Below are 21952 nucleotides of genomic sequence, written 5' to 3'. Positions count from 1 at the left end.
ATTAATACTCCACTTTCAACAAGTAGCTGATTTTGTTAATCATGCCACGGTTTGCAGGGGTGTCCAATACTTCAACAGTATGCTCACGACGACGCAAGCCCAAACCACGCGCACAAGCACGATGTGATTCAATGGTACCGATTAAACTTTTTGCCAAAGTTACTTTAATCTTTTTTTGCTCAGTCATTGTTCGCTCCCAAAATTTCTTCTACGGTCAAGCCACGTTTTGCAGCGATTTCCGCAGGAGTGTACAATTTTGACAAACCGTCTAAAGTTGCACGAACGATGTTATAAGGATTGGTTGAACCGTGTACTTTTGCAGAAATATTGTGAACACCCAACGCATCAAATACTAAACGCATTGGACCACCCGCTTTCACACCGCTACCTTCTTTTGCAGGCTGCATGAATACGCGAGTTGCGCCATGTTTACCAATTACTTCGTGATGAATCGTACCATTTTTCAAAGGTACTTTAATCATATTGCGACGTGCTTGGTCCATTGCTTTTTGTACGGCTACAGGTACTTCACGAGACTTACCTTTACCCATACCAATGCGACCATCGCCATCACCTACTACAGTCAAAGCCGAGAACGCCATAATGCGACCGCCTTTAACCACTTTGGTTACGCGGTTTACGGCAACCATCTTTTCAATCAAGCCATCGCCGCGTTCTTCTGTTTCATGTTTTGCCATTTTGGTCTCCAAAATCTTTCTTAGAAGCTCAAGCCGTTTTCACGAGCAGCTTCAGCCAAAGCCTTCACGCGACCGTGATATTGAAAACCTGAACGGTCAAAAGCCACTTTTTCAATGCCAGCAGCTTTAGCTTTTTCTGCGATGCGTTTACCTACCACAGTTGCTGCTTCAACGTTGCCACCTGATTTCAGGCTGCCACGAACTTCAGCTTCCACAGTAGAGGCAGCAGCCAATACTTTATCGCCTTCGGCACTGATAATTTGAGCATAAATATGGCTGTTAGTACGGAATACGCACAAACGCACCATTTTCAAATCTGCGATACGCGCACGGGTTTTGCGTGCACGGCGCAATCTTGCGATTTTTTTATTCATGGTTACAGCCTCAATTATTTCTTCTTAGCTTCTTTCATGATTACGTTTTCGCCAACATAGCGAACACCTTTACCTTTGTAAGGCTCAGGTGGACGGTAACCACGAATTTCAGCAGCAGCTTGACCGACAGCTTGTTTATCAGCACCAGTCAAAATGATTTCTGTTTGAGAAGGTGTTGCTACGCTCACGCCTTCAGGCATTTCGTATACAACAGGGTGAGAGAAACCTAAAGACAAGTTCAAAGTTTTACCTTGAGCTTGAGCGCGATAACCCACGCCAATCAATTGTAATTTTTTCTCAAAACCTTCTGATACGCCTTTAACCATGTTAGCAACCAATGCACGCACTGTACCAGACATCGCATTAGCATGTTTGCTTTCATCAGCAGGTGCAAAAGTTAATTGACCATCGTTCAATTCAACTTTTACCGCACCAGTCAAAGGCAGAGACAACGCACCATTTTTACCTTTTACGGTTAATGCGTCTGTTCCGAAGTTTACTTCTACGCCAGCAGGAACAGTTACTGGATTTTTCGCTACGCGAGACATCTTAAAACTCTCCCTAATTAGGCTACGATACACAACAACTCGCCACCGATACCAGCTGCGCGTGCTTTGCGGTCAGTCATCACACCTTTAGAAGTGCTTACAATCGCTACACCCAAACCATTCATCACAGCAGGGATTTCGTCAGAGCCTTTGTAAACACGCAAACCTGGGCGTGAAACACGTTTAATCTGTTCAATAACAGGGCGACCTGAATAGTATTTCAAAGTGATAGACAATTCAGGTTTTGCATCAGTAGATACAGCAAAATCTTCGATATAACCCTCTTCTTTCAAAACTTTCGCAATCGCGCATTTTAATTTTGAAGAAGGCATCGCTACAGCCACTTTATTAGAGCGTTGTGCGTTACGGATACGGGTCAACATATCGGAAATAGGATCATGCATACTCATTTTTTATACTCCTATTACCAAGAGGCTTTAATAACACCCGGAATTGCGCCACGCATAGCGATTTCACGGATTTTGATACGACCCAAACCGAATTTGCGGAACACACCACGTGGGCGACCAGTGATAGCACAACGACGACGTTGGCGAACTGGAGCAGCATTACGGGGAATCGATTGGAATTTCAGACGAGCTTCGAAACGCTCTTCATCTGTCGCGTTCGCATCATTGATGACTGCAAAAATAGCTGCGCGTTTTGCAGCATATTTTTTAGCCAAAGCAACACGCTTTGCTTCACGATTAATAAGTGCTTTCTTAGCCATGATTAACCTTTAAATGGGAATTTAAACAATGACAACAAAGCTTTCGCTTCTTCGTCAGTTTTCGCAGTAGTGGTAATAGTGATATTCAAACCGCGCAATGCGTCGATTTTATCGTATTCAATTTCAGGGAAAATGATTTGTTCACGAACACCCATGTTGTAGTTACCGCTGCCGTCAAATGATTTGCCGCTCACACCACGGAAGTCGCGTACGCGAGGCAATGCGATGGTTACTAAACGGTCTAAAAATTCAAACATGCGTTCACGGCGCAAAGTTACTTTGCAACCTACTGGATAGTTATCACGGATTTTGAAGCCTGCGATAGATTTACGCGCAACGGTAACAACCGGCTTTTGACCAGCGATTTTTTGCAAATCGCCAACAGCGTGTTCCATTACTTTTTTATCTGCAACTGCTTCGCCCACACCCATATTCAAAGTAATTTTTTCAATGCGTGGAACTTCCATGATTGATTTGTAACCGAATTGTTTCATCAATTCAGGTACAACTGTGTTTTTATAGTAGTCTTGTAAACGTGCCATTTATTATGCTCCACGAGTTACAGCAGGAACTTCTGCACCGTTTGATTTGAATACGCGAACACGTTTTACTTTACCTTCGCCTTCAACCAACTTGATGCCAACACGGTCTGCTTTTTTCGTTTCAGGATTGAAGATAGCCACGTTTGAAATTGCCAATGGCATTTCTTTAACAATGATACCACCTTCAACACCGCGCATAGGATTAGGTTTTTGGTGGCGTTTAACTACGTTAATGCCTTCAACAATTACTTTATCGCCCAACACGCGAACCACTTGACCTTGTTTGCCTTTGTCTTTACCAGTAATGACAACGACTTGGTCGCCTTTAATAATTTTGTTCATTGTAAACCTTCCTATACCTTATAGCACTTCGGGTGCCAATGAAACAATTTTCATAAAACGTTCAGTACGCAATTCGCGTGTTACTGGACCGAAAATACGAGTACCCATAGGCTCAAGTTTGTTATTCAACAATACGGCTGCGTTGTTATCAAACTTAATCAGTGCGCCATCAGGACGACGAATGCCTTTTGCAGTACGAACCACAACAGCATTGTAAACATCACCCTTTTTAACGCGCCCACGAGGTGCAGCGTCTTTTACTGCAACTTTAATGATGTCGCCCACGTTTGCGTAGCGACGCTTAGAGCCACCAATTACTTTGATACACATCACGCGACGCGCACCAGAGTTATCAGCCACATCTAAGATGGTCTGCATTTGAATCATGTTAATAACCTTAAAAAAATCCAACTTAATTTACCACTTTCAGTCTGCCCGATACATCTGCTTTGAGATTCGAACTAGGCTGAAACCTAATCGGTTCTAGTAAACCAGTCTTGGCCCCGAAGGGAAGATGCCCTGGAAAAGAGCTGAAAGAAGCAGGAATTCTACTGTAAATATTTCATATTTGCAAGCACTAAAGCAGCCTGAAAATATAAAAACGAAGCTATTGTTTCAATAACTTCGTTTTTTAACATCAGCTGTATTACACAGTGCGAGCTTTTTCTACCAACTCTTTAACCACCCAAGATTTGGTTTTAGACAATGGGCGAGATTCTTCAATCACCACCACGTCGCCAATACCATATTGGTTTTGCTCATCATGAGCGTGGATTTTAGTAGAACGGCGAACAATTTTACCGTACAAAGGGTGTTTCACTTTGCGTTCAACCAAAACGGTTACGGTTTTGTCCATTTTATCGCTAACTACTTTGCCTTGCAAAGTACGAACGGTTTTCTCAGTGCTCATTACTTATTACCTTTTTCAGCGATGACAGTTTTCACACGAGCAATATCGCGGCGCACTTGCTTAATCTCGCTGGTTTTACCCAACTGACCAGTAGCGTGCTGCATACGCAGACCGAATTGTTGTTTCAGCAAATCAACCAAAACTTCATTCAGTTGCTCTACTGATTTTTCTTTCAATTCATTGGCTTTCATTATTTACCCACCTGTCTAGTTACAAACGTGGTTGGAATTGGCAACTTAGCAGCAGCCAAAGCAAACGCTTCACGTGCTAAAGATTCGTTTACGCCATCCATTTCATACAACACTTTACCAGGTTGAATTTCAGCGATATAGTATTCAACGTTACCTTTACCGCCACCCATACGAACTTGGATAGGTTTTTCAGTAATTGGTTTATCAGGGAATACACGAATCCAAATGCGTCCACCACGTTTGATGTGGCGAGTCATGGCACGACGTGCTGCTTCAATTTGACGAGCTGTCAAACGACCACGACCTACGGCTTTTAAACCAAAATCGCCGAAGCTTACTGTGTTACCACGAGTAGCAATACCAGTATTGCGACCTTTGTGTTGTTTACGGTATTTCAGTCTAGTTGGCTGCAGCATTTCGACCACCCTTTCTGTTACTACGACGGTTTTCGCGTTGTTCAGGTTTTACTTGAACTTGACCCGCTTCACCTTTGTAAACCCACACTTTTAAGCCAATGATACCGTAAGTAGTCAAGGCTTCGCTAGTTGCGTAATCTACGTCAGCACGCAATGTGTGCAATGGCACACGACCTTCACGATACCATTCGCTACGCGCAATATCAGCACCATTCAAACGGCCCGAAGTCATGATTTTGATACCTTTTGCACCAGCGCGCATTGCATTTTGCATAGCGCGTTTCATGGCACGGCGGAATTGAACACGTTTTTCTAATTGTTGAGCGATACCGTCAGCAATCAATTGAGCGTCCAATTCTGGTTTACGGATTTCTTCGATATTAACGTGAACTGCAACACCTAGCAATTTTTCCAAATCGCGCTTCAACACTTCAATGTCTGCACCTTTTTGACCAATCACCACACCAGGGCGAGCCGTGTGAATGGTGATGCGAGCAGATTTTGCAGGGCGTTCAATCACAACGCGACCAACAGAAGCATTAGCCAAGCGTTTTTCTAAATATTCACGAACATCAATGTCTTGTTTCAAAACAGCGGCAAACTCGGTGCTTTTTGCAAACCATTTTGAAGACCAGTCTTTATTGACAGCCAGTCGGAAACCAACTGGATGGATTTTTTGTCCCATGGTTATTCCTTAGTTGCCTACTACCACGTTGATGTGGCAAGTTTGTTTTTCAATGCGGTTGCCGCGACCTTTTGCACGAGCTTGGAAGCGTTTCAGGCTAGGACCTTTATCCACGAAAATCGTTACGACTTTCAACTCATCAATGTCAGCACCGTTGTTGTGCTCAGCATTGGCAATAGCAGATTCCAAAACTTTCTTAATCAATTCCGCGCCTTTTTTAGGGCTGAATGCCAAGATATTCAGAGCTTGGGCAACGTCTTTACCACGAATCATGTCTGCTACCAAGCGAGCTTTTTGAGCAGAGATGCGTGCGTTGTTATGTTGTGCAGATACTCTCATGTTTCACCTTATTTTTTCTTAGCTTTTTTATCAGCTAAATGACCTTTAAAGGTACGAGTCAATGAGAATTCACCCAATTTATGACCAACCATGTTGTCGCTGATGAATACAGGTACGTGTGTACGACCATTGTGAACAGCGATAGTCAAACCGATAAAATCAGGCAAAATAGTAGAACGACGAGACCATGTTTTGATTGGACGTTTGTCGTTAGTGGCACGAGCTGTATCCACTTTTTTCAGCAAATGCAGGTCAACGTATGGACCTTTTTTCAATGAACGAGCCATGTCAATTAACCTTTATTAGAGTAACGACGACGGACAATCATATTGTCTGTACGTTTGTTATTACGTGTACGGTAACCTTTAGCAGGTGTACCCCATGGGCTAACTGGTTCGCGAGCTTCGCCAGTACGACCTTCACCACCACCATGTGGGTGATCTACAGGGTTCATTACCACGCCACGTACTGTTGGACGAATACCACGCCAACGGTTCGCACCTGCTTTACCAATTTTCTTCAGGCTTTGTTCTTCGTTGCCCACTTCACCGATAGTTGCACGGCAATCAACGTGGATGCGACGAACTTCACCAGAACGCAAACGAACTTGCGCGTAGATACCTTCTTTTGCCAACAATACAGCGGAAGCACCAGCAGAACGTGCAATTTGTGCGCCTTTACCAGGTTTCATTTCGATACAGTGAATAGTTGTACCAACTGGGATATTGCGGATAGGCAAAGTGTTACCTACTTTAATCGCTGCTTCAGAACCTGACACCAATACCGCACCAGCTTGAATGCCACGTGGAGCAATGATGTAACGACGTTCACCGTCAGCGTAGCACAACAAGGCGATGTGCGCAGTACGGTTTGGGTCGTATTCAATGCGTTCTACTTTTGCAGGAATACCGTCTTTGTTACGTTTAAAGTCTACAATACGGTAGTGGTGTTTATGACCACCGCCTTTGTGGCGAGTAGTGATATGACCGTTGTTGTTACGACCAGCAGTCGAATTTTTCTTTTCCAACAAAGGAGCATAAGCCGCGCCTTTGTACAAACCTTCTGTTACGACGCGAACCATGCCGCGACGACCAGCAGAGGTCGGTTTCATTTTTACGATAGCCATGCTTATTCCTTATCTGCAGCGGCTGCAGCTGCTTCCAAATCAAGCTCTTGACCAGCAACTAAGCTTACATAAGCTTTTTTCACATCGCTGCGACGACCCAAAGTACGACCAAAGCGTTTAGTTTTACCTTTAGTAGTAGTAGTCGTAACAGAAGCAACTTGAACATTAAACAACAATTCTACTGCTGCTTTAATTTCAGTTTTAGTTGCATCTTTCAGCACTTTGAAAACCATTTGGTTGCGTTTTTCAGCCAGCATATTGCTTTTTTCTGAAACAACAGGTGCCAAAATCACTTTCATCAAACGTTCTTGATTCATACCCATTGCTCCTCTAACTGTGCAACTGCATCTTTAGTCAGCACAACTTTTTTGTAGCGCAACAAGCTGTAAGGGTCAGCTTGAGTAGCTTCCAATACCAATACGTTTGGCAAGTTGCGTGAAGACAAGTATACGTTTTCGTCTAATTGTTTAGTTACAAACAACACTTGTTCCATACCCAAATTTTTCACTTGGTCAGCAAATTCTTTGGTTTTAGGAGTAGCTGCAGACAAATTTTCGATTACGAACAGACGCTCATCACGAACCAATTGAGACAAAATTGTAGCCATACCAGCACGGTACATTTTACGGTTCACTTTTTGAGTGAAGTTTTCGTCAGGTTTGTTCGGGAATGCGCGACCACCTTTACGCCACAATGGAGACGAAGTCATACCAGAACGCGCACGACCTGTACCTTTTTGACGCCAAGGTTTTTTAGTTGAATGTTTCACTTCAGCACGAGTTTTTTGAGCACGGTTGCCTGAACGAGCATTTGCCAAATAAGCCGTAACCAATTGGTGAACCAAAGCTTCATTGTATTCACGAGCAAACAAGGCATCAGAACCAGCAACGCTGCCTGAAACTTGACCTTGTGCATTAATCAGTTTCAATTCCATTACGCACCTGCTTTCTTAACGCTGTGGCGAACAACTACGTTGCTGTTTGCAGCACCTGGAACAGCACCTTTCACCAACAACAAGTTGCGTTCTACATCAACGCGTACGATTTCCAAATGTTGTACGGTTGATTGAGTGTTACCATATTGACCAGCCATGCGTTTACCACGGAATACGCGACCTGGGTCTTGTGCCATGCCGATAGAACCTGGAACACGGTGCGAACGTGAGTTACCATGAGAAGTACGTTGTGAGCCGAAGTTGTGGCGTTTAATCGTACCAGAGAAGCCTTTACCTTTACTTGTGCCAGTAATGTCTACCAATTGACCTGCTTGGAACAATTCAACAGTAATTACATCGCCAGCTTTCAGCTCAGCAGCTTTTTCTTCAGAAACAGGGAATTCGTGCAAGCCACGACCAGCTTCAATGCCAGCTTTGGCGAAATGACCAGCTTCAGCTTTGTTTACACGATTCGCTTTTTTCTCACCAAATGTAACTTGAACAGCAGTGTAGCCGTCAGTCTCTTTGGATTTTACTTGGGCAACGCGGTTAGCAGACATTTCCAACACGGTAACAGGGATAGAAGCACCTTGTTCGTTGAAAATACGAGTCATACCAACTTTGCGTCCAACCAGACCTAAAGTCATGATTATTTCCTTGTAATTAAGGGATTACCTACGATTGGGCAATCTTGAATGGACAAAAAAGGGACTTAGCAAAAATGCTAAGCTCGCAACTATAGCAAACTTGCATTTATGTTTCAAGAAAAACTTTTAATTTCAAGCGCAAAAAGTATTTTCAGGCTGCAAAAAACGGTTTCAGGCTGCCTTATTTTCCAAAGGCAGCCTGAAAGTTTTATTAACGTGTGCATTACGATGCTTTTGGTGCGACACGGCGTTCTTTTTTTCTGTGTTTTAACTTATTTTTAGATGCTATTGAAGTTTAAATGCACAAATAATCTATCAATCTACAAAAACAGATAGCTTTTTATTTTTATATGATTGTGTTTTTAGGCTTCATGAAATCATTGAAATAGGTAAACATACATTTTCAGGCTGCATTAGCGTACAATAGCCCTTTTTTATTGCTTTCATTAAGCGGAACTCAAAAAGAGAGAAGACATCATGGATACAGATATCGTCATCGTTGGCGGCGGACCTGCTGGTTTAGCGTTTGCGCGTCAATTAAAAAGCAGCAACTTGAATATCACTATCGTAGAGAAATCGCCTGAAGACAGCCTGAAAACCCCTGCCTACGATGGACGTGAAATCGCGCTCACACACTTATCGCGCGAAATCATGCAAAACTTAGGCATGTGGCAACGCATTCCCAAAGACGAAATTTACCGCCTACGCGATGCCAAAGTGTTCAACGGCACGTCAGACTATACCCTACACTTCCCTGAACCCACTCAAGCGCGTGGTGGCAAAACTGACCGCTTGGGTTATTTGATTTCCAACCACAACATTCGCCGCGCCGCATACGAAGAAGTTGTCGAATGCAGCAACGTGAAATTGCTCTGCGACATCGGCGTGAAACACGTTGAAACCAACGAACAACGCGCCTTAGTTGAGCTAGAAAATGGCGACACGATTACCGCGCGTTTATTGATTGCTGCCGACAGCCGTTTTTCCAATACGCGCCGTCAATTAGGCATCGCTGCGGATATGCACGACTTCGGTCGCACCGTGATTGTGTTCCGCACCAAACACACGCTGTCCAACCAACACACCGCCAGCGAATGTTTCTTATATGGCCGCACGCTTGCCTTGTTGCCATTGGAAGAGCATTTGACCAACTGCGTCATCACAATTACCAACACTAAAGCGCACGAATTACTGGATTTGCAGCCTGAACAGCTCGCCAAAGAAGCGCAAAAAATGCTGAACAACCGCTTGGGTGAAATGGAAATCGCAGGCACGGTTCACAGCTATCCATTGGTTGGCGCACACGCCAGCACGTTCTACGGCACACGTTGCGCCTTGATTGGTGACGCTGCTGTGGGCATGCACCCTGTTACCGCGCACGGTTGGAACTTGGGCTTGGAAAGCACAGAAACCCTGTCTAAATTGATTTTGAAAGCGCAGCAAAGTGGCAAAGACATCGCGGCAAAAGACTTGCTTGAATCTTACAACTTCAAACACCAGCTTCACACTCGTCCGCTTTATCACGGCACAAATGCGATGGTTACGTTTTTCACAACTGATTCTGCGCCAGCTAAATTGTTGCGCGGTGTAGCGTTGCGTGTGAGCAACAATTTGCCACCGTTGAAAAAACTGATTAGCAAACAATTAACAGGTTAATTCATCGCTATAAACTATTGGCAGCCTGAAAATACTTTCAGGCTGCTTTTTTTGATAACAAACTTGTAGGTCGGTGCATTCATGCCTGACATTTTGACAATATTCAGAAACCCCGTAGACTGGGTCGCGACCCAGCAAATTTTGCAGCCTGAAAATCGCTGGGTTATAACCCAGCCTACAAGTTTCTTAAAAACCGCAAGGACAGGGATAAACCCTATCCCTACCAAGTAGTTTTCAGGCTGCCTTATACACCACATTTCCAAAGGTTATACACAATGTTATCCACAATCATCAAAGGCTTTGCCGTATCAGGCGGCTTAATCATGGCAATCGGCGCACAAAATGCTTATGTATTAAAACAAGGCTTGCTACGCCAACACATCTTCTTTGTCGCACTCACTTGTTTTTTATGCGATTTTGTACTTATTAGCGCAGGCATTTTGGGCATGGGCAACCTATTGAGCCAAAGCCCCGTTTTATCCGCCCTGCTTTCACTCGGCGGTGGCTTATTCCTATTTTGGTATGGACTGAACTCATTTCGTTCCGCGTTATCCCCAAACCAAGCCACATTGGTCGCAGACGCAGAAAACGCCCCACAAAGCAGCCTGAAAAAAGCCATTTTAGGCACGCTCGCTGTAACGCTGCTCAATCCACACGTTTACATTGACACGATTATGCTCGTGGGCGGAATCGCTGCCACGCTCACGTTTGCCGACAAAATTTGGTTTTTGATTGGCGCATTGTCCGCATCATTTATTTGGTTTTTTGGACTGAGCTACGGGGCGCGATTGCTCCGCCCGATTTTCGCCAATCCACGCGCTTGGAAAGTGTTGGAAACGCTTATCGGGATTGGCATGTGGTGGCTTGCGTTTGGGTTGTTTAAATATTTTTATGATTGGGTCGTTGCATAATACAAAACGCAGCCTGAAACCCCATTTCACGATACAATCACGCCCAATTTGCAAACAAACCAAACACTCAAAAAAAATGTCCAACAAACCCCTAACCATCGCCCTATGCGCAGGCGAAGCCTCTGGTGATTTACTCGGCGCACACCTCATCGAAGCCATCAAAAAACAACGCCCAGATGCCCAATTCATCGGCATCGGCGGCCCTCGCATGATAGCCGCAGGCTGCCAAAGCCTGTTTGACCAAGAACGTCTAGCCGTGCGCGGTTATGCAGAAGTGATTAAACGTCTACCCGAAATTCTCAAAATTCGCCGCGAATTGGTCGCGCAACTGAAAAACATTCGCCCCAACGTTTTCATTGGTATAGACGCACCCGATTTCAATCTTGGCGTGGCAGAGCAACTCAAAGCCGCCTACATTCCCACGCTACACTACGTTTCCCCGTCCGTGTGGGCATGGAAACGCGAGCGCGTGAACAAAATCGTCAAACAAGTGAACCAAGTGTTGTGCTTGTTTCCCATGGAAGCACCGCTCTACGAAGCCGCAGGCGGACGCGCCCTATTTGTTGGACATCCGTTGGCGCAAGCGCTACCCATGATTGCCGACAAAGCCGCCGCGCGTGAACGTTTGAAATTGGACGCAGACACGCCCATTTTTGTTATTTTAGCAGGCAGCCAAGTTGCTGAAATCGACAACATGGCACCGATTTATTTCCGCGCCGCGCAACTGATTTTGCGTGAATTGCCTAACGCGCAATTTATTTCGCCTTATCCCACCGCGATTGCGCGTGAGCGTTTGCAACACCATTTATCGCAGCCTGAATTTGAAAAACTGCCGTTGCGTTTGCAATCATCGCACACCGCGTGGGCTTGCACTGCGGCTGATGTAGTGTTGGTAACCAGTGGCACAGCAACGTTGGAAGTGGCTTTGTGCAAACGCCCGATGGTCATCAGCTACAAAATCGCACCGCTCACTTATTGGATTGTGAAACACAAAATTCAAGTGGAACACGTTGGTCTGCCCAATATTTTGTTGAACAAATCTGCCGTGCCTGAATTGCTACAAAAAGATGCTACGCCGGAGAAATTGGCGGAAGCGATGTTGGACTGGTATCGGCAGCCTGAAAAAGTGGCGGAACTGGAAGCGGATTTTGTGAAATTGCACGAAATGCTGAAATTGGATACCGATAAATTAGCAGCAGACGCTGTGTTGGCGGAAGCGCGATAGTTTGAAGGCAGCCTAAAAATCATTTTCAGGCTGCCTTTCGTGTTTGTTGTAATTAAATATAGGACTTTATACGATGAAAAAACCTACCTAAAACTTTATTGAAAACATTACCCATAACATTGGCTATGGTCTTCGCTGCACCTGCGTATGCGACTGATGTTGCTTGCAATAATGCGCAGGGCTGCCGAATCGCAACTATCCGCAAAATCATTAAATTAAACCCTTTAAAGAAAGCGACGAGTGGTCTGCAGGCGATGCCATTTATGTATCAGACAACGCCACAACAAACGCCCTGTTTTGTTTAATGTAGGGTATAGCTATCGTTTGTAAAGGAAAACGTTTTCAGGCTGCATTTCAGTACACAGCAAGTTTTACGTAGGGTGTGCCCCGCGCACCATTTCTTAAATCAAATCAAGATTTCAGGCTGCCTGAATATTTTGGTGCGTGGGGCGCACCCTACAACTGTGTACTTTTTATCGTCTCCTGAAACGCAGCCTGAAAACCAAAAAAACGCGATTGAGTTCACAAAAAACTCAATCGCGTTTTTTCAGGCTGCGTTAATTATTTCTTCCCGCTCAAATCAATCTTATAAACCGCAAACCCAGCATCATCAACGCGCTCAAACGTATAAGGACGAACCGCTTTCGCCTTAATAAACTCACGCGCCGTGTCGCTATTTGCCGTTTCAAAATACACGTTCAAATTAGGGTTCGCAATCGGCGCAAACGTCCAGTTATTGTCCGCGCTTGGATTGATTACGCCGTGCTGTTTGCTGTATTCGCTAATATAGTTTGCCAACACTTGACGGTTTTCATCAGGCGCAACATAAACAATGTGTTTATCGCCCGTGCCAGCAAAGCTACCGCCAGTCGCGCGATAATTGTTTGTCGCCACAATAAATTCAGCGTTCTCCGCCACAGGTTTGCCTTGATACGTCAATTTGTTAATGCGATGGCTGTTCGCATTTACCAATTTGCACGAACCGTCATAACGCGCAGGTTGCGTAACGTCCACTTCATAATTCACGCCATCAATCACGTCAAAATTATAAGTGCGGAAACCGTCCCAATTCAGCAAGGCTTGCGGTTGCGTGCTGTTTGGGTCAATGCGGTTATACATGCCTGCGGAACATTCCAGCCATTCGCGCAATTCGCTGCCTGAAACTTTCACCGCATACAAAGTATTCGGGTAAACATACAAATCCGCCGCATTGCGGAAACTCAATTCGCCTTTGCGAACTTCAGTGTACGCATTCGGGTCATTTTTGCGACCGCCAGCTTTAAACGGTGCAACCGCGCTCAACACAGGCAAATCTTTATATTTCGCGTCATTTCGGAAGACTTTTTGCACATAATCCGTTTGCGCTTGGCTCACAATTTGCATGGTTGGGTCGTCTTGCACCAAAGTTAAGAAGCTGAACATATCTTCAGACGCTTTGCCAATCGGTTTGCCAGAAAATTCACGTGTGCCATCGTGATACGGTTTCATCAGTTGAACCAATTTTTCATCGTTTTCCACCAATGGTTTTTTGGCTGCGCCGTCATAAATCGCGCGTAATTGCGCTTTGCTGCTTACGGTTTTCCATTTGCCTGACGAGTTATCCAGCGTTAAATCCATCACGCCAACATGGCTACCGAATTGTCCTGGCATGGTTGAAGCTACGCCGTGAATTGTGCCTTTATTGATGTCGATTTCTGAAGACAGATTGGCGAAATCTTTACCAGGGAACTGCGCGTGTGAGTGTCCAAACGCCACCGCGTCCACGCCAGCGATTTTGCTCAACTCAAACGTGGTGTTTTCTTGACCTGTTTTGTAATTGTCTTTCGCGTCGCCCAAGCCGCTGTGGTTCAACACAATCACCACGTCTGCGCCTTTGCGTTTCAGCTCAGGAACATAGTGTTTCGCAGTTTCCACGATGTCATTCACGCGCACTTTGCCTTCCAAGTTGCGTTTGTCCCATTGCATGATTTGCGGCGTTACCAAACCCAAAATGCCGACTTTCACGCGGTGGATTTTGCCGTTGGTGTCTTTCAGTTTCACAGTTTTGATGATGTATGGCGTGAAGCGGTTTTTGCCTGTTTTCGCGTCCACCACATTGGCGTTCACAACGGGTACTTTTGTATTTTTCAAGGCTTTGTCTAAGAAATCCAAGCCGAAGTTAAATTCGTGGTTGCCCAAAGTGCTGGCAGTCGCGTCCAAGTATTCCAAGGCAACGTAAGACGGGTGTTTGTCTTTGCCTTGCAAACCTTTGGCAGCCATGTAATCACCAATCGGTGCGCCTTGGATTAAGTCGCCGTTGTCCACATAAATGCTGTTCGGATTTTCTGCGCGCGCGGCGTGGATTAACGTGGCAGTGCGCGTAATGCCGTATTGTGGTTCGGCTTTATCTTTGTAATAGTTGAAATCGGTTAAGTTTGTGTGAATGTCGCTGGTTTCAATCACGCGGAACTGGATTTGGTCGGCGTGAGCAAAGTTGGCAAACAATGCGCTCAATGCAAATGTTAAGACAGTTTTTTTCATAGAAACTTGCTCCGTTTGTGTTAAAAATTACAGAACGTATCATACAGAAATTTTCATAACTTCACATAGAGAAAAGTCAAATTTTCAGGCTGCGTGTAAAATACGCAGCCTGAAAAACACATGGATTTATCAAATGACAACCGTAAAATGCCCCACTTGTAAAACCCCCGTTGAATGGCAGCCTGAAAACCACTATCGCCCCTTTTGCAGCGAGCGTTGCAAACTGATTGATTTGGGCGACTGGGCGGACGAAAAACACACCATTCCCGCGCTGCCTGAAACCCCTGAAGAATGGGACAAACTCTACCATGAATGAACCTGAATTGATTGTCTTGCCGACCCATGCGGGTGTGGACGAAGCAGGGCGCGGACCTTTGGTTGGCAGCGTGTTTGCTGCTGCCGTGATTTTGCCCGAACACTTTTCGCTCACAGACTTAACCGATTCCAAAAAGCTCAGCGAGAAAAAGCGCGATTTATTGGCAGAACAAATTAAAGAACAAGCAACCGCGTGGGCAATCGCGTCCGCCAGTCCACAAGAAATTTTGCAGCTCAATATTTTGCACGCGACCATGCTTGCGATGAAACGCGCCGTTTGCAGCCTGAAAATGCAGCCTGAAAAAGTGTGGATTGACGGCAATCGCGTCCCAAAAGATTTAGGGATTGACGCAGAAGCTGTTGTGAAAGGCGATGCGAAAATTGCCACCATTTCTGCCGCGTCTATTTTGGCGAAAACTGCGCGTGATGCGGAAATGTACGCGCTGCACGAACGCTATCCGCAATACGGTTTTGCCAAGCACAAAGGCTATGGCACAGCCGTGCATTTAGCCGCGCTGAAAGAATTTGGTGTATTGCCCGAACATCGCGCGGATTTTGCGCCTGTGCGTGAATTGTTGACGCAAGGACGATTGTTTGAATAAACCCAAATGGAGCGTCGGCGGCTCGACGACGCTCCACACTATTCCCAACGCAGCCTGAAACCGTGTAATAAAACAACAAAACCCCACTAAATCCGTGTAAAATCACATTTTTTCAACCAACTCACTCAAGGAAACCCTCATGACTCCACGCGAGATTTTATCTGCAGGCGCAGTTGTGCCAGTGATGGCGATTGACGATTTATCTACTGCCGTTGATTTGGCACACGCATTGGTTGCAGGCGGCATTCCAACGCTGGAAATCACTTTGCGCACCCCTGTTGGCTTGGACGCAATCCGCTTGATTAAACAAGAAGTGAAAGGCGCGATTGTTGGCGCGGGCACTGTAACCAATCCTGAACAATTAAAAGCCGTTGCCGACGCAGGCGCGGTGTTTGCGATTAGCCCAGGTTTGCACGAATCTTTGGCAAAAGCCAGCCATGATGTGAACATTCCGTTAATCCCCGGTGTGGCAACCCCAGGCGAAGTGCAACTGGCGTTAGAACACGGCATTGATACGCTGAAATTGTTCCCTGCTGAAGTGGTGGGCGGCAAAGCGATGTTGAAAGCGTTGTACGGCCCTTATGCTCACGTGCGTTTCTGCCCTACTGGCGGCATTACCTTGCAATCAGCGCCTGAATACTTGGCATTGCCAAACGTGTTGTGCGTGGGCGGCACTTGGCTGACGCCGAAAGACGCGGTGGCAAACAAAGATTGGGACACAATTACTCGCTTGGCGAAAGAAGCTTCTGCTTTGCGCGGTTAATCATAATAAAACGCAGCCTGAAAACATTTTCAGGCTGCGTTATTTTGCGCTATAATTTGCGCTTTCGCGGGTGTCGTCTAATGGTAAGACATTAGCTTCCCAAGCTACTGACGTGGGTTCGATTCCCATCACCCGCTCCAATTTCAAACGCAGCCTGAAAATGTTTTTCAGGCTGCGTTTTGATTGAGCTGTTTGTTTATCCATTTGTTATTCAGTTTGCAGTTTTTAATTGCGTCTCGCTCTGTATATAGGAAATTTGATTGCTTAATGGAACCGCTAATAACATATTGACAACGTACCTCTTCATAACTCGTTTCAACCTCACTGATAGAAAGTTCCTCAACAGGCTCCACACCATGTAATTTCATAAATTTTTCACGTGCGAACTGAATCGCTTGACTAGATGTCATATAACGAGCTGTTTTTTTCATAATTCAACTCCATATTTTTCTTTTAAATACATACTGAAAACTCTCATAGAATGGCTATTTTCTTGTAAATCAAAACACATTTCCAAAGATATCCCATTATTTTTCCACCACTCTTTCCCTCTTTCTAATTCTAGCAATTCGTGTAAATAAGTTAGACTTTTAGATTTAAAATTATCTGGAAGAATCGAAGTGATTTCTTGAGGTAGTTCACAGTTAAAACCCAATACTGCCCAAGTGTAATAACCATTACACCCACCATTGGAATTCCCTCCCGCTCGAAGTGAAATTTGAGTAATGCCTATAAAAAACAAAAAACGGACAAATACATTTTCTGTATTTGTCCATTTTATTTTCCATTTTCAGACTGCCTGAAACTTCACGCAGCCTGAAACATTACGCTTCGTTGCTTTCGCTTTCGTCCGCAGCCACTTCGGTTTGTTCTGCAATTGCAGCCGCACCACGTTGAGCTGCCCAAGCTGCGCGGCGTGCGCGGTGATAGCTCAAACCTGTACCCGCAGGAATCAAGCGACCCACAATCACGTTTTCTTTCAAGCCGCGCAAGTCGTCTTTGCGACCCATAATAGCAGCTTCGGTCAATACGCGCGTGGTTTCTTGGAACGATGCCGCAGAAATGAAGCTGTCGGTGCTCAAAGACGCTTTGGTAATACCCAACAACACATTTTCAAAGCGAGCAGGTTCTTTGCCAGCTGCGATGGCTTGCTCATTGGCAATCATCACTTCGGCGCGTTCTACTTGTTCGCCTGTAATGAAGTTGGTGTCGCCAGCGTCCACGATGTTCACGCGGCGCAACATTTGGCGAATAATCACTTCAATGTGTTTGTCAGAAATTTTCACACCTTGTAAGCGGTAAACCTCTTGAACTTCTTGCACGATGTAGCGTGTCAGAGCTTCAATGCCTTGCAAGCGCAAGATGTCGTGTGGATCAACCGCGCCGTCCACAACGGTTTCGCCACGGTTTACTACTTGACCATCATGCACCAACAGTTGTTTCTCTTTGGAAATCAAAGTCTCGTATGCCACGCCGTCCAAATCGGTAATCACCAAGCGTTGTTTGCCTTTGGTTTCTTTACCAAATGAAACTGTACCTGTTACTTCGGCAAGCATGCCTGCGTCTTTTGGCACACGCGCTTCAAACAATTCGGCTACGCGCGGCAAACCACCCGTAATATCGCGTGTTTTGGTTGATGCTTGCGGAATACGCGCCAACACATCGCCCTTGCCAATTTCTTGACCTTCACGTACTTGGATAATCGCGCCTACTTGGAACGCCATAGACACAGGGGTATCTGTGCCAGGAATCATCACAGGCTCGCCATTTTCGTCCAATAATTTAACCGTTGGGCGCAACAATTTGCTGGTGCTGCCACGACGTTTGCCGTCAATCACCACCAAAGTAGACAAGCCTGTTACGTCGTCCACTTGACGGGTAACGGTTACACCTTCTTCCACATTTTCAAACTCCACACGACCTGCGTGTTCGGTAATCATTGGGTGCGTATGCGGGTCCCAAGTCGCCAGCGTTGTGCCTGCTTTCAACTCTTCGCCATCTTGCACTTTCAGCGTTGCACCGTAAGGGATTTTGTGCAATTCACGTTCGCGACCTGCTGCGTCCAAAATCATGATTTCGCAAGAGCGACCAATCACAATCAATTCACCTTTGTTGTTGGCGATGTAACGCATTTGGCTGTTGAAGCGAACCGTACCGTTTGATTTTGCTTCTACTTGGCTGGCTGCTGCTGCTCGAGATGCCGCACCACCAATGTGGAACGTACGCATTGTCAGCTGTGTACCTGGTTCACCAATAGATTGCGCTGCGATGACGCCGACTGCTTCGCCTGCGTTCACCAATTTACCGCGTGCCAAGTCGCGACCATAACATTTTGCGCACAAGCCATAACGTGTTTGGCAAGTGATTGGTGTGCGGACTTTCACTTCGTCCACGCCAGAGTTGTCAATCAAATCAACCAGTTTTTCGTCCAGCAATGTACCCGCTTCAATTAATGTGCTGCCAGTGCTTGGGTCGATTACGTCTGTTGCGGTTACACGACCCAAAATACGGTCGCGCAATGGCTCGATGATGTCGCCGCCTTGTACTACGGCTTTCATTGAGAAGCCTTCTGATGTGCCGCAATCGTCTTCAACCACTACCAAGTCTTGTGTTACGTCCACCAAACGGCGAGTCAAGTAACCAGAGTTCGCTGTTTTCAATGCCGTATCCGCCAAACCTTTACGCGCACCGTGTGTCGCAATAAAGTATTGCAATACCGTCAAACCCTCGCGGAAGTTCGCAGTAATGGGCGTTTCGATAATCGAGCCGTCAGGTTTTGCCATCAAACCACGCATACCAGACAACTGTTTAATCTGTGCTGCCGAACCACGCGCACCAGAGTCCGCCATCATGTAAATTGAGTTGAACGACTCTTGGTCAACTTCTTTGCCTTCGCGGTCAATCACTTTTTGCGTAGACAAGTTGTCCATCATGGCTTTGGCGATTTTATCGCCTGCACGACCCCAAATATCCACAACTTTATTGTAGCGTTCGCCGTTGGTTACCAAACCTTGACGGTATTGATCTTCGATTTCTTTTACTTCGGCATTCGCTTCGGCAAGCAATGCAGGTTTTTCTTTTGGAATTTCCATATCATCAACGCAAATGGAGATACCACCTTTCGCTGCCAATGCAAAACCTGTATACATCAAGTGGTCAGCAAAAATCACTGTATCGCGCAAACCGCACAAGCGGAATGATGCGTTAATTAATTTAGAAATCGCTTTTTTCTTCAATGCGGTATCGATGTAGCTGAATGGCAAGCCTTTTGGCAAGATTTCAGACAGCAACGCACGACCCACAGTGGTGTTGTAGCGTTTAATCACAGGCTCAAATTCGCCTGCTTCGTTTTTCACCCACTCACGCAAGCGAACGGTAATTTTTGTACCTAATTCCACTTGTTTGGTGTGGTAAGCACGGTGTACTTCTTTCACATCGGCGAACAATGTGCCTTCGCCTTTTGCGTTGATTTTGTCGCGAGTCATGTAGTACAGACCCAATACAATATCTTGAGACGGTACGATAATTGGCTCGCCGTTTGCAGGGGCTAACACGTTGTTTGATGCCAACATCAACGTACGCGCTTCCATTTGCGCTTCCAAAGACAATGGAACGTGAACCGCCATTTGGTCGCCGTCAAAGTCCGCGTTAAACGCCGCACACACCAATGGGTGCAACTGAATTGCTTTACCTTCAATCAAAATCGGCTCAAACGCTTGAATACCCAAACGGTGCAAGGTTGGCGCACGGTTCAGCAAAATTGGGTGTTCGCGAATCACTTCTTCCAAGATGTCCCAAACTTCTGGCACTTCTTGCTCTACCAATTTTTTGGCTGCCTTAACGGTTGTTGCCAATTCGCGTTTTTCCAATTTGTGGAAAATAAACGGTTTGAACAACTCCAACGCCATTTTTTTCGGCAAACCACATTGGTGCAAACGCAAGTAAGGACCTACTGTAATCACAGAACGACCAGAGTAGTCCACACGTTTACCCAGCAAGTTTTGACGGAAACGACCGCTTTTACCTTTAATCATGTCAGACAAAGATTTCAATGGGCGTTTGCTTGCGCCAGTCATCGCTTTACCACGACGACCATTGTCCAACAAGCTATCAACCGCTTCTTGCAACATACGTTTTTCATTGCGGACGATGATGTCAGGCGCACGCAATTCCAACAAGCGTTTCAAACGGTTGTTACGGTTAATCACGCGGCGATACAAATCGTTCAAATCAGAAGTGGCAAAACGACCGCCGTCCAATGGCACGAGTGGGCGCAAATCAGGTGGCAAGACTGGCAACACGTCCATAATCATCCACTCTAATTTCATGCCAGAGCGTTGGAATGCTTCCAATACTTTCAAACGTTTAGCGATTTTTTTGATTTTGGTGTCACTGCTGGTTGATTGCAATTCTTGGCGCAAAGTTTCAATTTCTTGTTCCACATTCAGGCTGCGTAACAATTCACGCACGCCTTCGGCACCCATGTGTGCATCAAATTCTTCGCCAAATTCTTCTAATTTGTTGTAGTAATCTTCTTCGGTCAATAATTGGCGACGTTGCAGGCTGGTTAAACCTGGGTCAGTTACCACAAATGCTTCAAAATACAACACACGCTCAATATCGCGCAAAGTCATGTCCAACACCATACCCAAACGGCTTGGCAATGATTTCAAAAACCAAATGTGGGCAACAGGCGCAGCCAATTCAATATGACCCATGCGCTCGCGGCGAACTTTGGTCAGGGTAACTTCTACGCCACATTTTTCGCAAGTTACGCCTTTATATTTCAAGCGTTTGTATTTGCCACACAAGCATTCGTAGTCTTTAACTGGGCCGAAAATTTTGGCGCAAAACAAGCCGTCACGTTCGGGTTTGAACGTGCGATAGTTAATCGTTTCGGGTTTTTTCACTTCGCCGTAAGACCATGAGCGGATAGTCTCTGGCGACGCGATGCCAATTTTAATGGCATCAAATTCTTCTGAACCTGCTTGTTGCAGGGGGGCGAATAAATCGGTTAAGTTCATTTTTGCTCCTAGTTTGGGCGATTTTTTGAGACTTTTTGGATATTTTTAGGAAAAAGGGAAACTGGGTTTTTCAGGCTGCCCGAAATTATCAATACGTTTTACATTGCACCGCACTGTCTTCACAGAACATAGCGTTATGATTTTTACGACATTGTTGCAAAGCTGCCAAGCGAGCTCTACCTAGATTCACATTTTCTGCACGATAGGTATCAGTAAAGGCTTGAATGCTACACACATGTACGGTTTGAGCGTGTGATGATTGACCTAATCGTTCAACCAGCAATTGATTTACTTGCTCGGTTAAGCGAGCCACTTGTCGCTCTAAAACAGCAATACGTTCGCTGTCGCTCATAGTAGGTGCAGCATAGACTGTCGTAGTGTACAACATCAACACCAATAGAAAATGTTTCATCGTTTTCATCATCAATCTCCCTGACTTAATAACTTTAGATAG

At 45.5% G+C, this 21952-nt stretch carries 29 protein-coding genes and 1 tRNA gene; 7 read left to right on the top strand and 23 right to left on the bottom strand.

The window, feature by feature from the left end; genetic code table 11:
* Position 1: 1 nt before the first annotated feature.
* The 19 genes from rpmD to rplC form a co-directional block, all read right to left on the bottom strand.
* Positions 2-187: a 50S ribosomal protein L30 gene (gene rpmD, locus QEO93_RS08715; RefSeq protein WP_003788583.1), complete on the bottom strand. Its 186-nt coding sequence runs from the start codon at positions 185-187 to the stop codon at positions 2-4.
* Positions 180-698: a 30S ribosomal protein S5 gene (rpsE, locus tag QEO93_RS08710; RefSeq protein WP_003788587.1), complete on the bottom strand. Its 519-nt coding sequence runs from the start codon at positions 696-698 to the stop codon at positions 180-182. The genes rpmD and rpsE overlap by 8 nt, the downstream gene beginning before the upstream one ends.
* A 20-nt stretch (positions 699-718) precedes the next feature.
* Positions 719-1072, bottom strand: coding sequence for a 50S ribosomal protein L18 (rplR, locus tag QEO93_RS08705; protein WP_003788589.1), 354 nt, complete (start codon positions 1070-1072; stop codon positions 719-721).
* A 14-nt stretch (positions 1073-1086) separates the two neighbouring features.
* A complete protein-coding gene (rplF, locus tag QEO93_RS08700; protein ID WP_019390269.1) occupies positions 1087-1620 on the bottom strand; it encodes a 50S ribosomal protein L6 in 534 nt (177 codons plus the stop codon).
* A 17-nt stretch (positions 1621-1637) separates the two neighbouring features.
* Positions 1638-2030, bottom strand: coding sequence for a 30S ribosomal protein S8 (gene rpsH / locus QEO93_RS08695; RefSeq protein ID WP_003791984.1), 393 nt, complete (start codon positions 2028-2030; stop codon positions 1638-1640).
* Positions 2031-2044: 14 nt separating this feature from the next.
* On the bottom strand, positions 2045-2350 hold the full coding sequence (rpsN, locus tag QEO93_RS08690) for a 30S ribosomal protein S14 (protein ID WP_003788595.1): 306 nt from the start codon (positions 2348-2350) through the stop codon (positions 2045-2047).
* A 2-nt stretch (positions 2351-2352) separates the two neighbouring features.
* On the bottom strand, positions 2353-2892 hold the full coding sequence (gene rplE, locus QEO93_RS08685; RefSeq protein WP_002642314.1) for a 50S ribosomal protein L5: 540 nt from the start codon (positions 2890-2892) through the stop codon (positions 2353-2355).
* 3 nt (positions 2893-2895) lie between these two features.
* Positions 2896-3234 (bottom strand): 50S ribosomal protein L24, encoded by a 339-nt coding sequence (gene rplX, locus QEO93_RS08680; RefSeq protein WP_003788597.1) that lies wholly within the window; start codon positions 3232-3234, stop codon positions 2896-2898.
* A gap of 18 nt (positions 3235-3252) precedes the next feature.
* Positions 3253-3621 carry a 50S ribosomal protein L14 gene (gene rplN, locus QEO93_RS08675; RefSeq protein ID WP_002642316.1) on the bottom strand — a complete coding sequence of 123 codons (369 nt, stop codon included), beginning with the start codon at positions 3619-3621 and terminating at the stop codon, positions 3253-3255.
* Positions 3622-3880: 259 nt separating this feature from the next.
* Positions 3881-4144, bottom strand: coding sequence for a 30S ribosomal protein S17 (gene rpsQ, locus QEO93_RS08670; RefSeq protein ID WP_003788600.1), 264 nt, complete (start codon positions 4142-4144; stop codon positions 3881-3883).
* The gene (rpmC, locus tag QEO93_RS08665; RefSeq protein ID WP_032136364.1) at positions 4144-4335 is read right to left on the bottom strand and encodes a 50S ribosomal protein L29; all 192 of its coding nucleotides are present in this window, start codon (positions 4333-4335) and stop codon (positions 4144-4146) included. Before rpmC ends, rpsQ begins: the two co-directional genes overlap by 1 nt.
* Positions 4335-4751 carry a 50S ribosomal protein L16 gene (gene rplP / locus QEO93_RS08660; protein ID WP_032136365.1) on the bottom strand — a complete coding sequence of 139 codons (417 nt, stop codon included), beginning with the start codon at positions 4749-4751 and terminating at the stop codon, positions 4335-4337. The genes rpmC and rplP overlap by 1 nt, the downstream gene beginning before the upstream one ends.
* The gene (rpsC, locus tag QEO93_RS08655; RefSeq protein WP_032136366.1) at positions 4735-5436 is read right to left on the bottom strand and encodes a 30S ribosomal protein S3; all 702 of its coding nucleotides are present in this window, start codon (positions 5434-5436) and stop codon (positions 4735-4737) included. Before rpsC ends, rplP begins: the two co-directional genes overlap by 17 nt.
* Positions 5437-5445: 9 nt before the next feature.
* Positions 5446-5775, bottom strand: coding sequence for a 50S ribosomal protein L22 (gene rplV / locus QEO93_RS08650; RefSeq protein WP_002642292.1), 330 nt, complete (start codon positions 5773-5775; stop codon positions 5446-5448).
* Between the two features lie 8 nt (positions 5776-5783).
* Positions 5784-6062, bottom strand: coding sequence for a 30S ribosomal protein S19 (gene rpsS, locus QEO93_RS08645; RefSeq protein ID WP_003788612.1), 279 nt, complete (start codon positions 6060-6062; stop codon positions 5784-5786).
* 5 nt (positions 6063-6067) lie between these two features.
* Positions 6068-6901, bottom strand: a complete 834-nt coding sequence (rplB, locus tag QEO93_RS08640; RefSeq protein WP_003788615.1) for a 50S ribosomal protein L2 — start codon at positions 6899-6901, stop codon at positions 6068-6070.
* 2 nt (positions 6902-6903) lie between these two features.
* The gene (gene rplW, locus QEO93_RS08635; RefSeq protein WP_019390278.1) at positions 6904-7218 is read right to left on the bottom strand and encodes a 50S ribosomal protein L23; all 315 of its coding nucleotides are present in this window, start codon (positions 7216-7218) and stop codon (positions 6904-6906) included.
* Positions 7215-7835, bottom strand: coding sequence for a 50S ribosomal protein L4 (gene rplD / locus QEO93_RS08630; RefSeq protein ID WP_032136367.1), 621 nt, complete (start codon positions 7833-7835; stop codon positions 7215-7217). Before rplD ends, rplW begins: the two co-directional genes overlap by 4 nt.
* Entirely contained in the window at positions 7835-8482 is a 648-nt protein-coding gene (rplC, locus tag QEO93_RS08625; protein ID WP_032136368.1) for a 50S ribosomal protein L3, read from the bottom strand. Before rplC ends, rplD begins: the two co-directional genes overlap by 1 nt.
* A 477-nt stretch (positions 8483-8959) precedes the next feature.
* On the opposite strand from rplC, the gene ubiM reads away from it, so the two are divergent.
* From ubiM to lpxB, 3 genes are all read left to right on the top strand, one after another.
* Positions 8960-10138, top strand: coding sequence for a 5-demethoxyubiquinol-8 5-hydroxylase UbiM (ubiM, locus tag QEO93_RS08620; RefSeq protein ID WP_032136369.1), 1179 nt, complete (start codon positions 8960-8962; stop codon positions 10136-10138).
* Between the two features lie 275 nt (positions 10139-10413).
* A complete protein-coding gene (locus QEO93_RS08615) occupies positions 10414-11049 on the top strand; it encodes a LysE/ArgO family amino acid transporter (RefSeq protein ID WP_032136371.1) in 636 nt (211 codons plus the stop codon).
* Between the two features lie 76 nt (positions 11050-11125).
* Positions 11126-12274, top strand: coding sequence for a lipid-A-disaccharide synthase (gene lpxB / locus QEO93_RS08610; RefSeq protein ID WP_032136384.1), 1149 nt, complete (start codon positions 11126-11128; stop codon positions 12272-12274).
* A 561-nt stretch (positions 12275-12835) separates the two neighbouring features.
* Here lpxB and QEO93_RS08605 read toward each other — a convergent pair.
* Positions 12836-14794 carry a bifunctional 2',3'-cyclic-nucleotide 2'-phosphodiesterase/3'-nucleotidase gene (locus QEO93_RS08605; RefSeq protein WP_085815397.1) on the bottom strand — a complete coding sequence of 653 codons (1959 nt, stop codon included), beginning with the start codon at positions 14792-14794 and terminating at the stop codon, positions 12836-12838.
* Positions 14795-14927: 133 nt separating this feature from the next.
* Here QEO93_RS08605 and yacG point away from each other — a divergent pair, with 133 nt between their 5' ends.
* From yacG to QEO93_RS08585, 4 genes are all read left to right on the top strand, one after another.
* A complete protein-coding gene (yacG, locus tag QEO93_RS08600) occupies positions 14928-15110 on the top strand; it encodes a DNA gyrase inhibitor YacG (RefSeq protein ID WP_032136373.1) in 183 nt (60 codons plus the stop codon).
* Positions 15103-15711, top strand: coding sequence for a ribonuclease HII (gene rnhB, locus QEO93_RS08595; RefSeq protein ID WP_081906813.1), 609 nt, complete (start codon positions 15103-15105; stop codon positions 15709-15711). Before yacG ends, rnhB begins: the two co-directional genes overlap by 8 nt.
* 139 nt (positions 15712-15850) lie before the next feature.
* Entirely contained in the window at positions 15851-16474 is a 624-nt protein-coding gene (locus QEO93_RS08590) for a bifunctional 4-hydroxy-2-oxoglutarate aldolase/2-dehydro-3-deoxy-phosphogluconate aldolase (protein WP_032136374.1), read from the top strand.
* Positions 16475-16540: 66 nt separating this feature from the next.
* Positions 16541-16614: transfer RNA gene (locus QEO93_RS08585), tRNA-Gly, on the top strand.
* 27 nt (positions 16615-16641) lie between these two features.
* Here the strand turns inward: QEO93_RS08585 and QEO93_RS08580 are convergent.
* The 3 genes from QEO93_RS08580 to QEO93_RS08570 form a co-directional block, all read right to left on the bottom strand.
* Entirely contained in the window at positions 16642-16905 is a 264-nt protein-coding gene (locus QEO93_RS08580; protein WP_032136375.1) for a hypothetical protein, read from the bottom strand.
* 393 nt (positions 16906-17298) lie between these two features.
* Entirely contained in the window at positions 17299-21498 is a 4200-nt protein-coding gene (gene rpoC, locus QEO93_RS08575; protein WP_085815395.1) for a DNA-directed RNA polymerase subunit beta', read from the bottom strand.
* Positions 21499-21586: 88 nt separating this feature from the next.
* Positions 21587-21919 (bottom strand): hypothetical protein, encoded by a 333-nt coding sequence (locus QEO93_RS08570; RefSeq protein ID WP_019388945.1) that lies wholly within the window; start codon positions 21917-21919, stop codon positions 21587-21589.
* Positions 21920-21952 lie beyond the last annotated feature (33 nt).

Source organism: Kingella negevensis, from assembly GCF_030177895.1.
GTDB classification, from domain to species: Bacteria; Pseudomonadota; Gammaproteobacteria; order Burkholderiales; family Neisseriaceae; genus Kingella_C; species Kingella_C negevensis.
The sequence above is the reverse complement of the archived record's forward strand: the minus strand, read 5'-3'. Positions and strand labels throughout refer to the sequence as shown.

Coding starts and splice junctions, on each gene's coding strand:
- rpmD (WP_003788583.1), bottom strand. CDS start 187: ATGACTGAGCAAAAAAAGATTAAAGTAACTTTGGCAAAAAGTTTAATC.
- rpsE (WP_003788587.1), bottom strand. CDS start 698: ATGGCAAAACATGAAACAGAAGAACGCGGCGATGGCTTGATTGAAAAG.
- rplR (WP_003788589.1), bottom strand. CDS start 1,072: ATGAATAAAAAAATCGCAAGATTGCGCCGTGCACGCAAAACCCGTGCG.
- rplF (WP_019390269.1), bottom strand. CDS start 1,620: ATGTCTCGCGTAGCGAAAAATCCAGTAACTGTTCCTGCTGGCGTAGAA.
- rpsH (WP_003791984.1), bottom strand. CDS start 2,030: ATGAGTATGCATGATCCTATTTCCGATATGTTGACCCGTATCCGTAAC.
- rpsN (WP_003788595.1), bottom strand. CDS start 2,350: ATGGCTAAGAAAGCACTTATTAATCGTGAAGCAAAGCGTGTTGCTTTG.
- rplE (WP_002642314.1), bottom strand. CDS start 2,892: ATGGCACGTTTACAAGACTACTATAAAAACACAGTTGTACCTGAATTG.
- rplX (WP_003788597.1), bottom strand. CDS start 3,234: ATGAACAAAATTATTAAAGGCGACCAAGTCGTTGTCATTACTGGTAAA.
- rplN (WP_002642316.1), bottom strand. CDS start 3,621: ATGATTCAAATGCAGACCATCTTAGATGTGGCTGATAACTCTGGTGCG.
- rpsQ (WP_003788600.1), bottom strand. CDS start 4,144: ATGAGCACTGAGAAAACCGTTCGTACTTTGCAAGGCAAAGTAGTTAGC.
- rpmC (WP_032136364.1), bottom strand. CDS start 4,335: ATGAAAGCCAATGAATTGAAAGAAAAATCAGTAGAGCAACTGAATGAA.
- rplP (WP_032136365.1), bottom strand. CDS start 4,751: ATGCTGCAGCCAACTAGACTGAAATACCGTAAACAACACAAAGGTCGC.
- rpsC (WP_032136366.1), bottom strand. CDS start 5,436: ATGGGACAAAAAATCCATCCAGTTGGTTTCCGACTGGCTGTCAATAAA.
- rplV (WP_002642292.1), bottom strand. CDS start 5,775: ATGAGAGTATCTGCACAACATAACAACGCACGCATCTCTGCTCAAAAA.
- rpsS (WP_003788612.1), bottom strand. CDS start 6,062: ATGGCTCGTTCATTGAAAAAAGGTCCATACGTTGACCTGCATTTGCTG.
- rplB (WP_003788615.1), bottom strand. CDS start 6,901: ATGGCTATCGTAAAAATGAAACCGACCTCTGCTGGTCGTCGCGGCATG.
- rplW (WP_019390278.1), bottom strand. CDS start 7,218: ATGAATCAAGAACGTTTGATGAAAGTGATTTTGGCACCTGTTGTTTCA.
- rplD (WP_032136367.1), bottom strand. CDS start 7,835: ATGGAATTGAAACTGATTAATGCACAAGGTCAAGTTTCAGGCAGCGTT.
- rplC (WP_032136368.1), bottom strand. CDS start 8,482: ATGACTTTAGGTCTGGTTGGACGCAAAGTTGGTATGACTCGTATTTTC.
- ubiM (WP_032136369.1), top strand. CDS start 8,960: ATGGATACAGATATCGTCATCGTTGGCGGCGGACCTGCTGGTTTAGCG.
- QEO93_RS08615 (WP_032136371.1), top strand. CDS start 10,414: ATGTTATCCACAATCATCAAAGGCTTTGCCGTATCAGGCGGCTTAATC.
- lpxB (WP_032136384.1), top strand. CDS start 11,126: ATGTCCAACAAACCCCTAACCATCGCCCTATGCGCAGGCGAAGCCTCT.
- QEO93_RS08605 (WP_085815397.1), bottom strand. CDS start 14,794: ATGAAAAAAACTGTCTTAACATTTGCATTGAGCGCATTGTTTGCCAAC.
- yacG (WP_032136373.1), top strand. CDS start 14,928: ATGACAACCGTAAAATGCCCCACTTGTAAAACCCCCGTTGAATGGCAG.
- rnhB (WP_081906813.1), top strand. CDS start 15,103: ATGAATGAACCTGAATTGATTGTCTTGCCGACCCATGCGGGTGTGGAC.
- QEO93_RS08590 (WP_032136374.1), top strand. CDS start 15,851: ATGACTCCACGCGAGATTTTATCTGCAGGCGCAGTTGTGCCAGTGATG.
- QEO93_RS08580 (WP_032136375.1), bottom strand. CDS start 16,905: ATGAAAAAAACAGCTCGTTATATGACATCTAGTCAAGCGATTCAGTTC.
- rpoC (WP_085815395.1), bottom strand. CDS start 21,498: ATGAACTTAACCGATTTATTCGCCCCCCTGCAACAAGCAGGTTCAGAA.
- QEO93_RS08570 (WP_019388945.1), bottom strand. CDS start 21,919: ATGAAAACGATGAAACATTTTCTATTGGTGTTGATGTTGTACACTACG.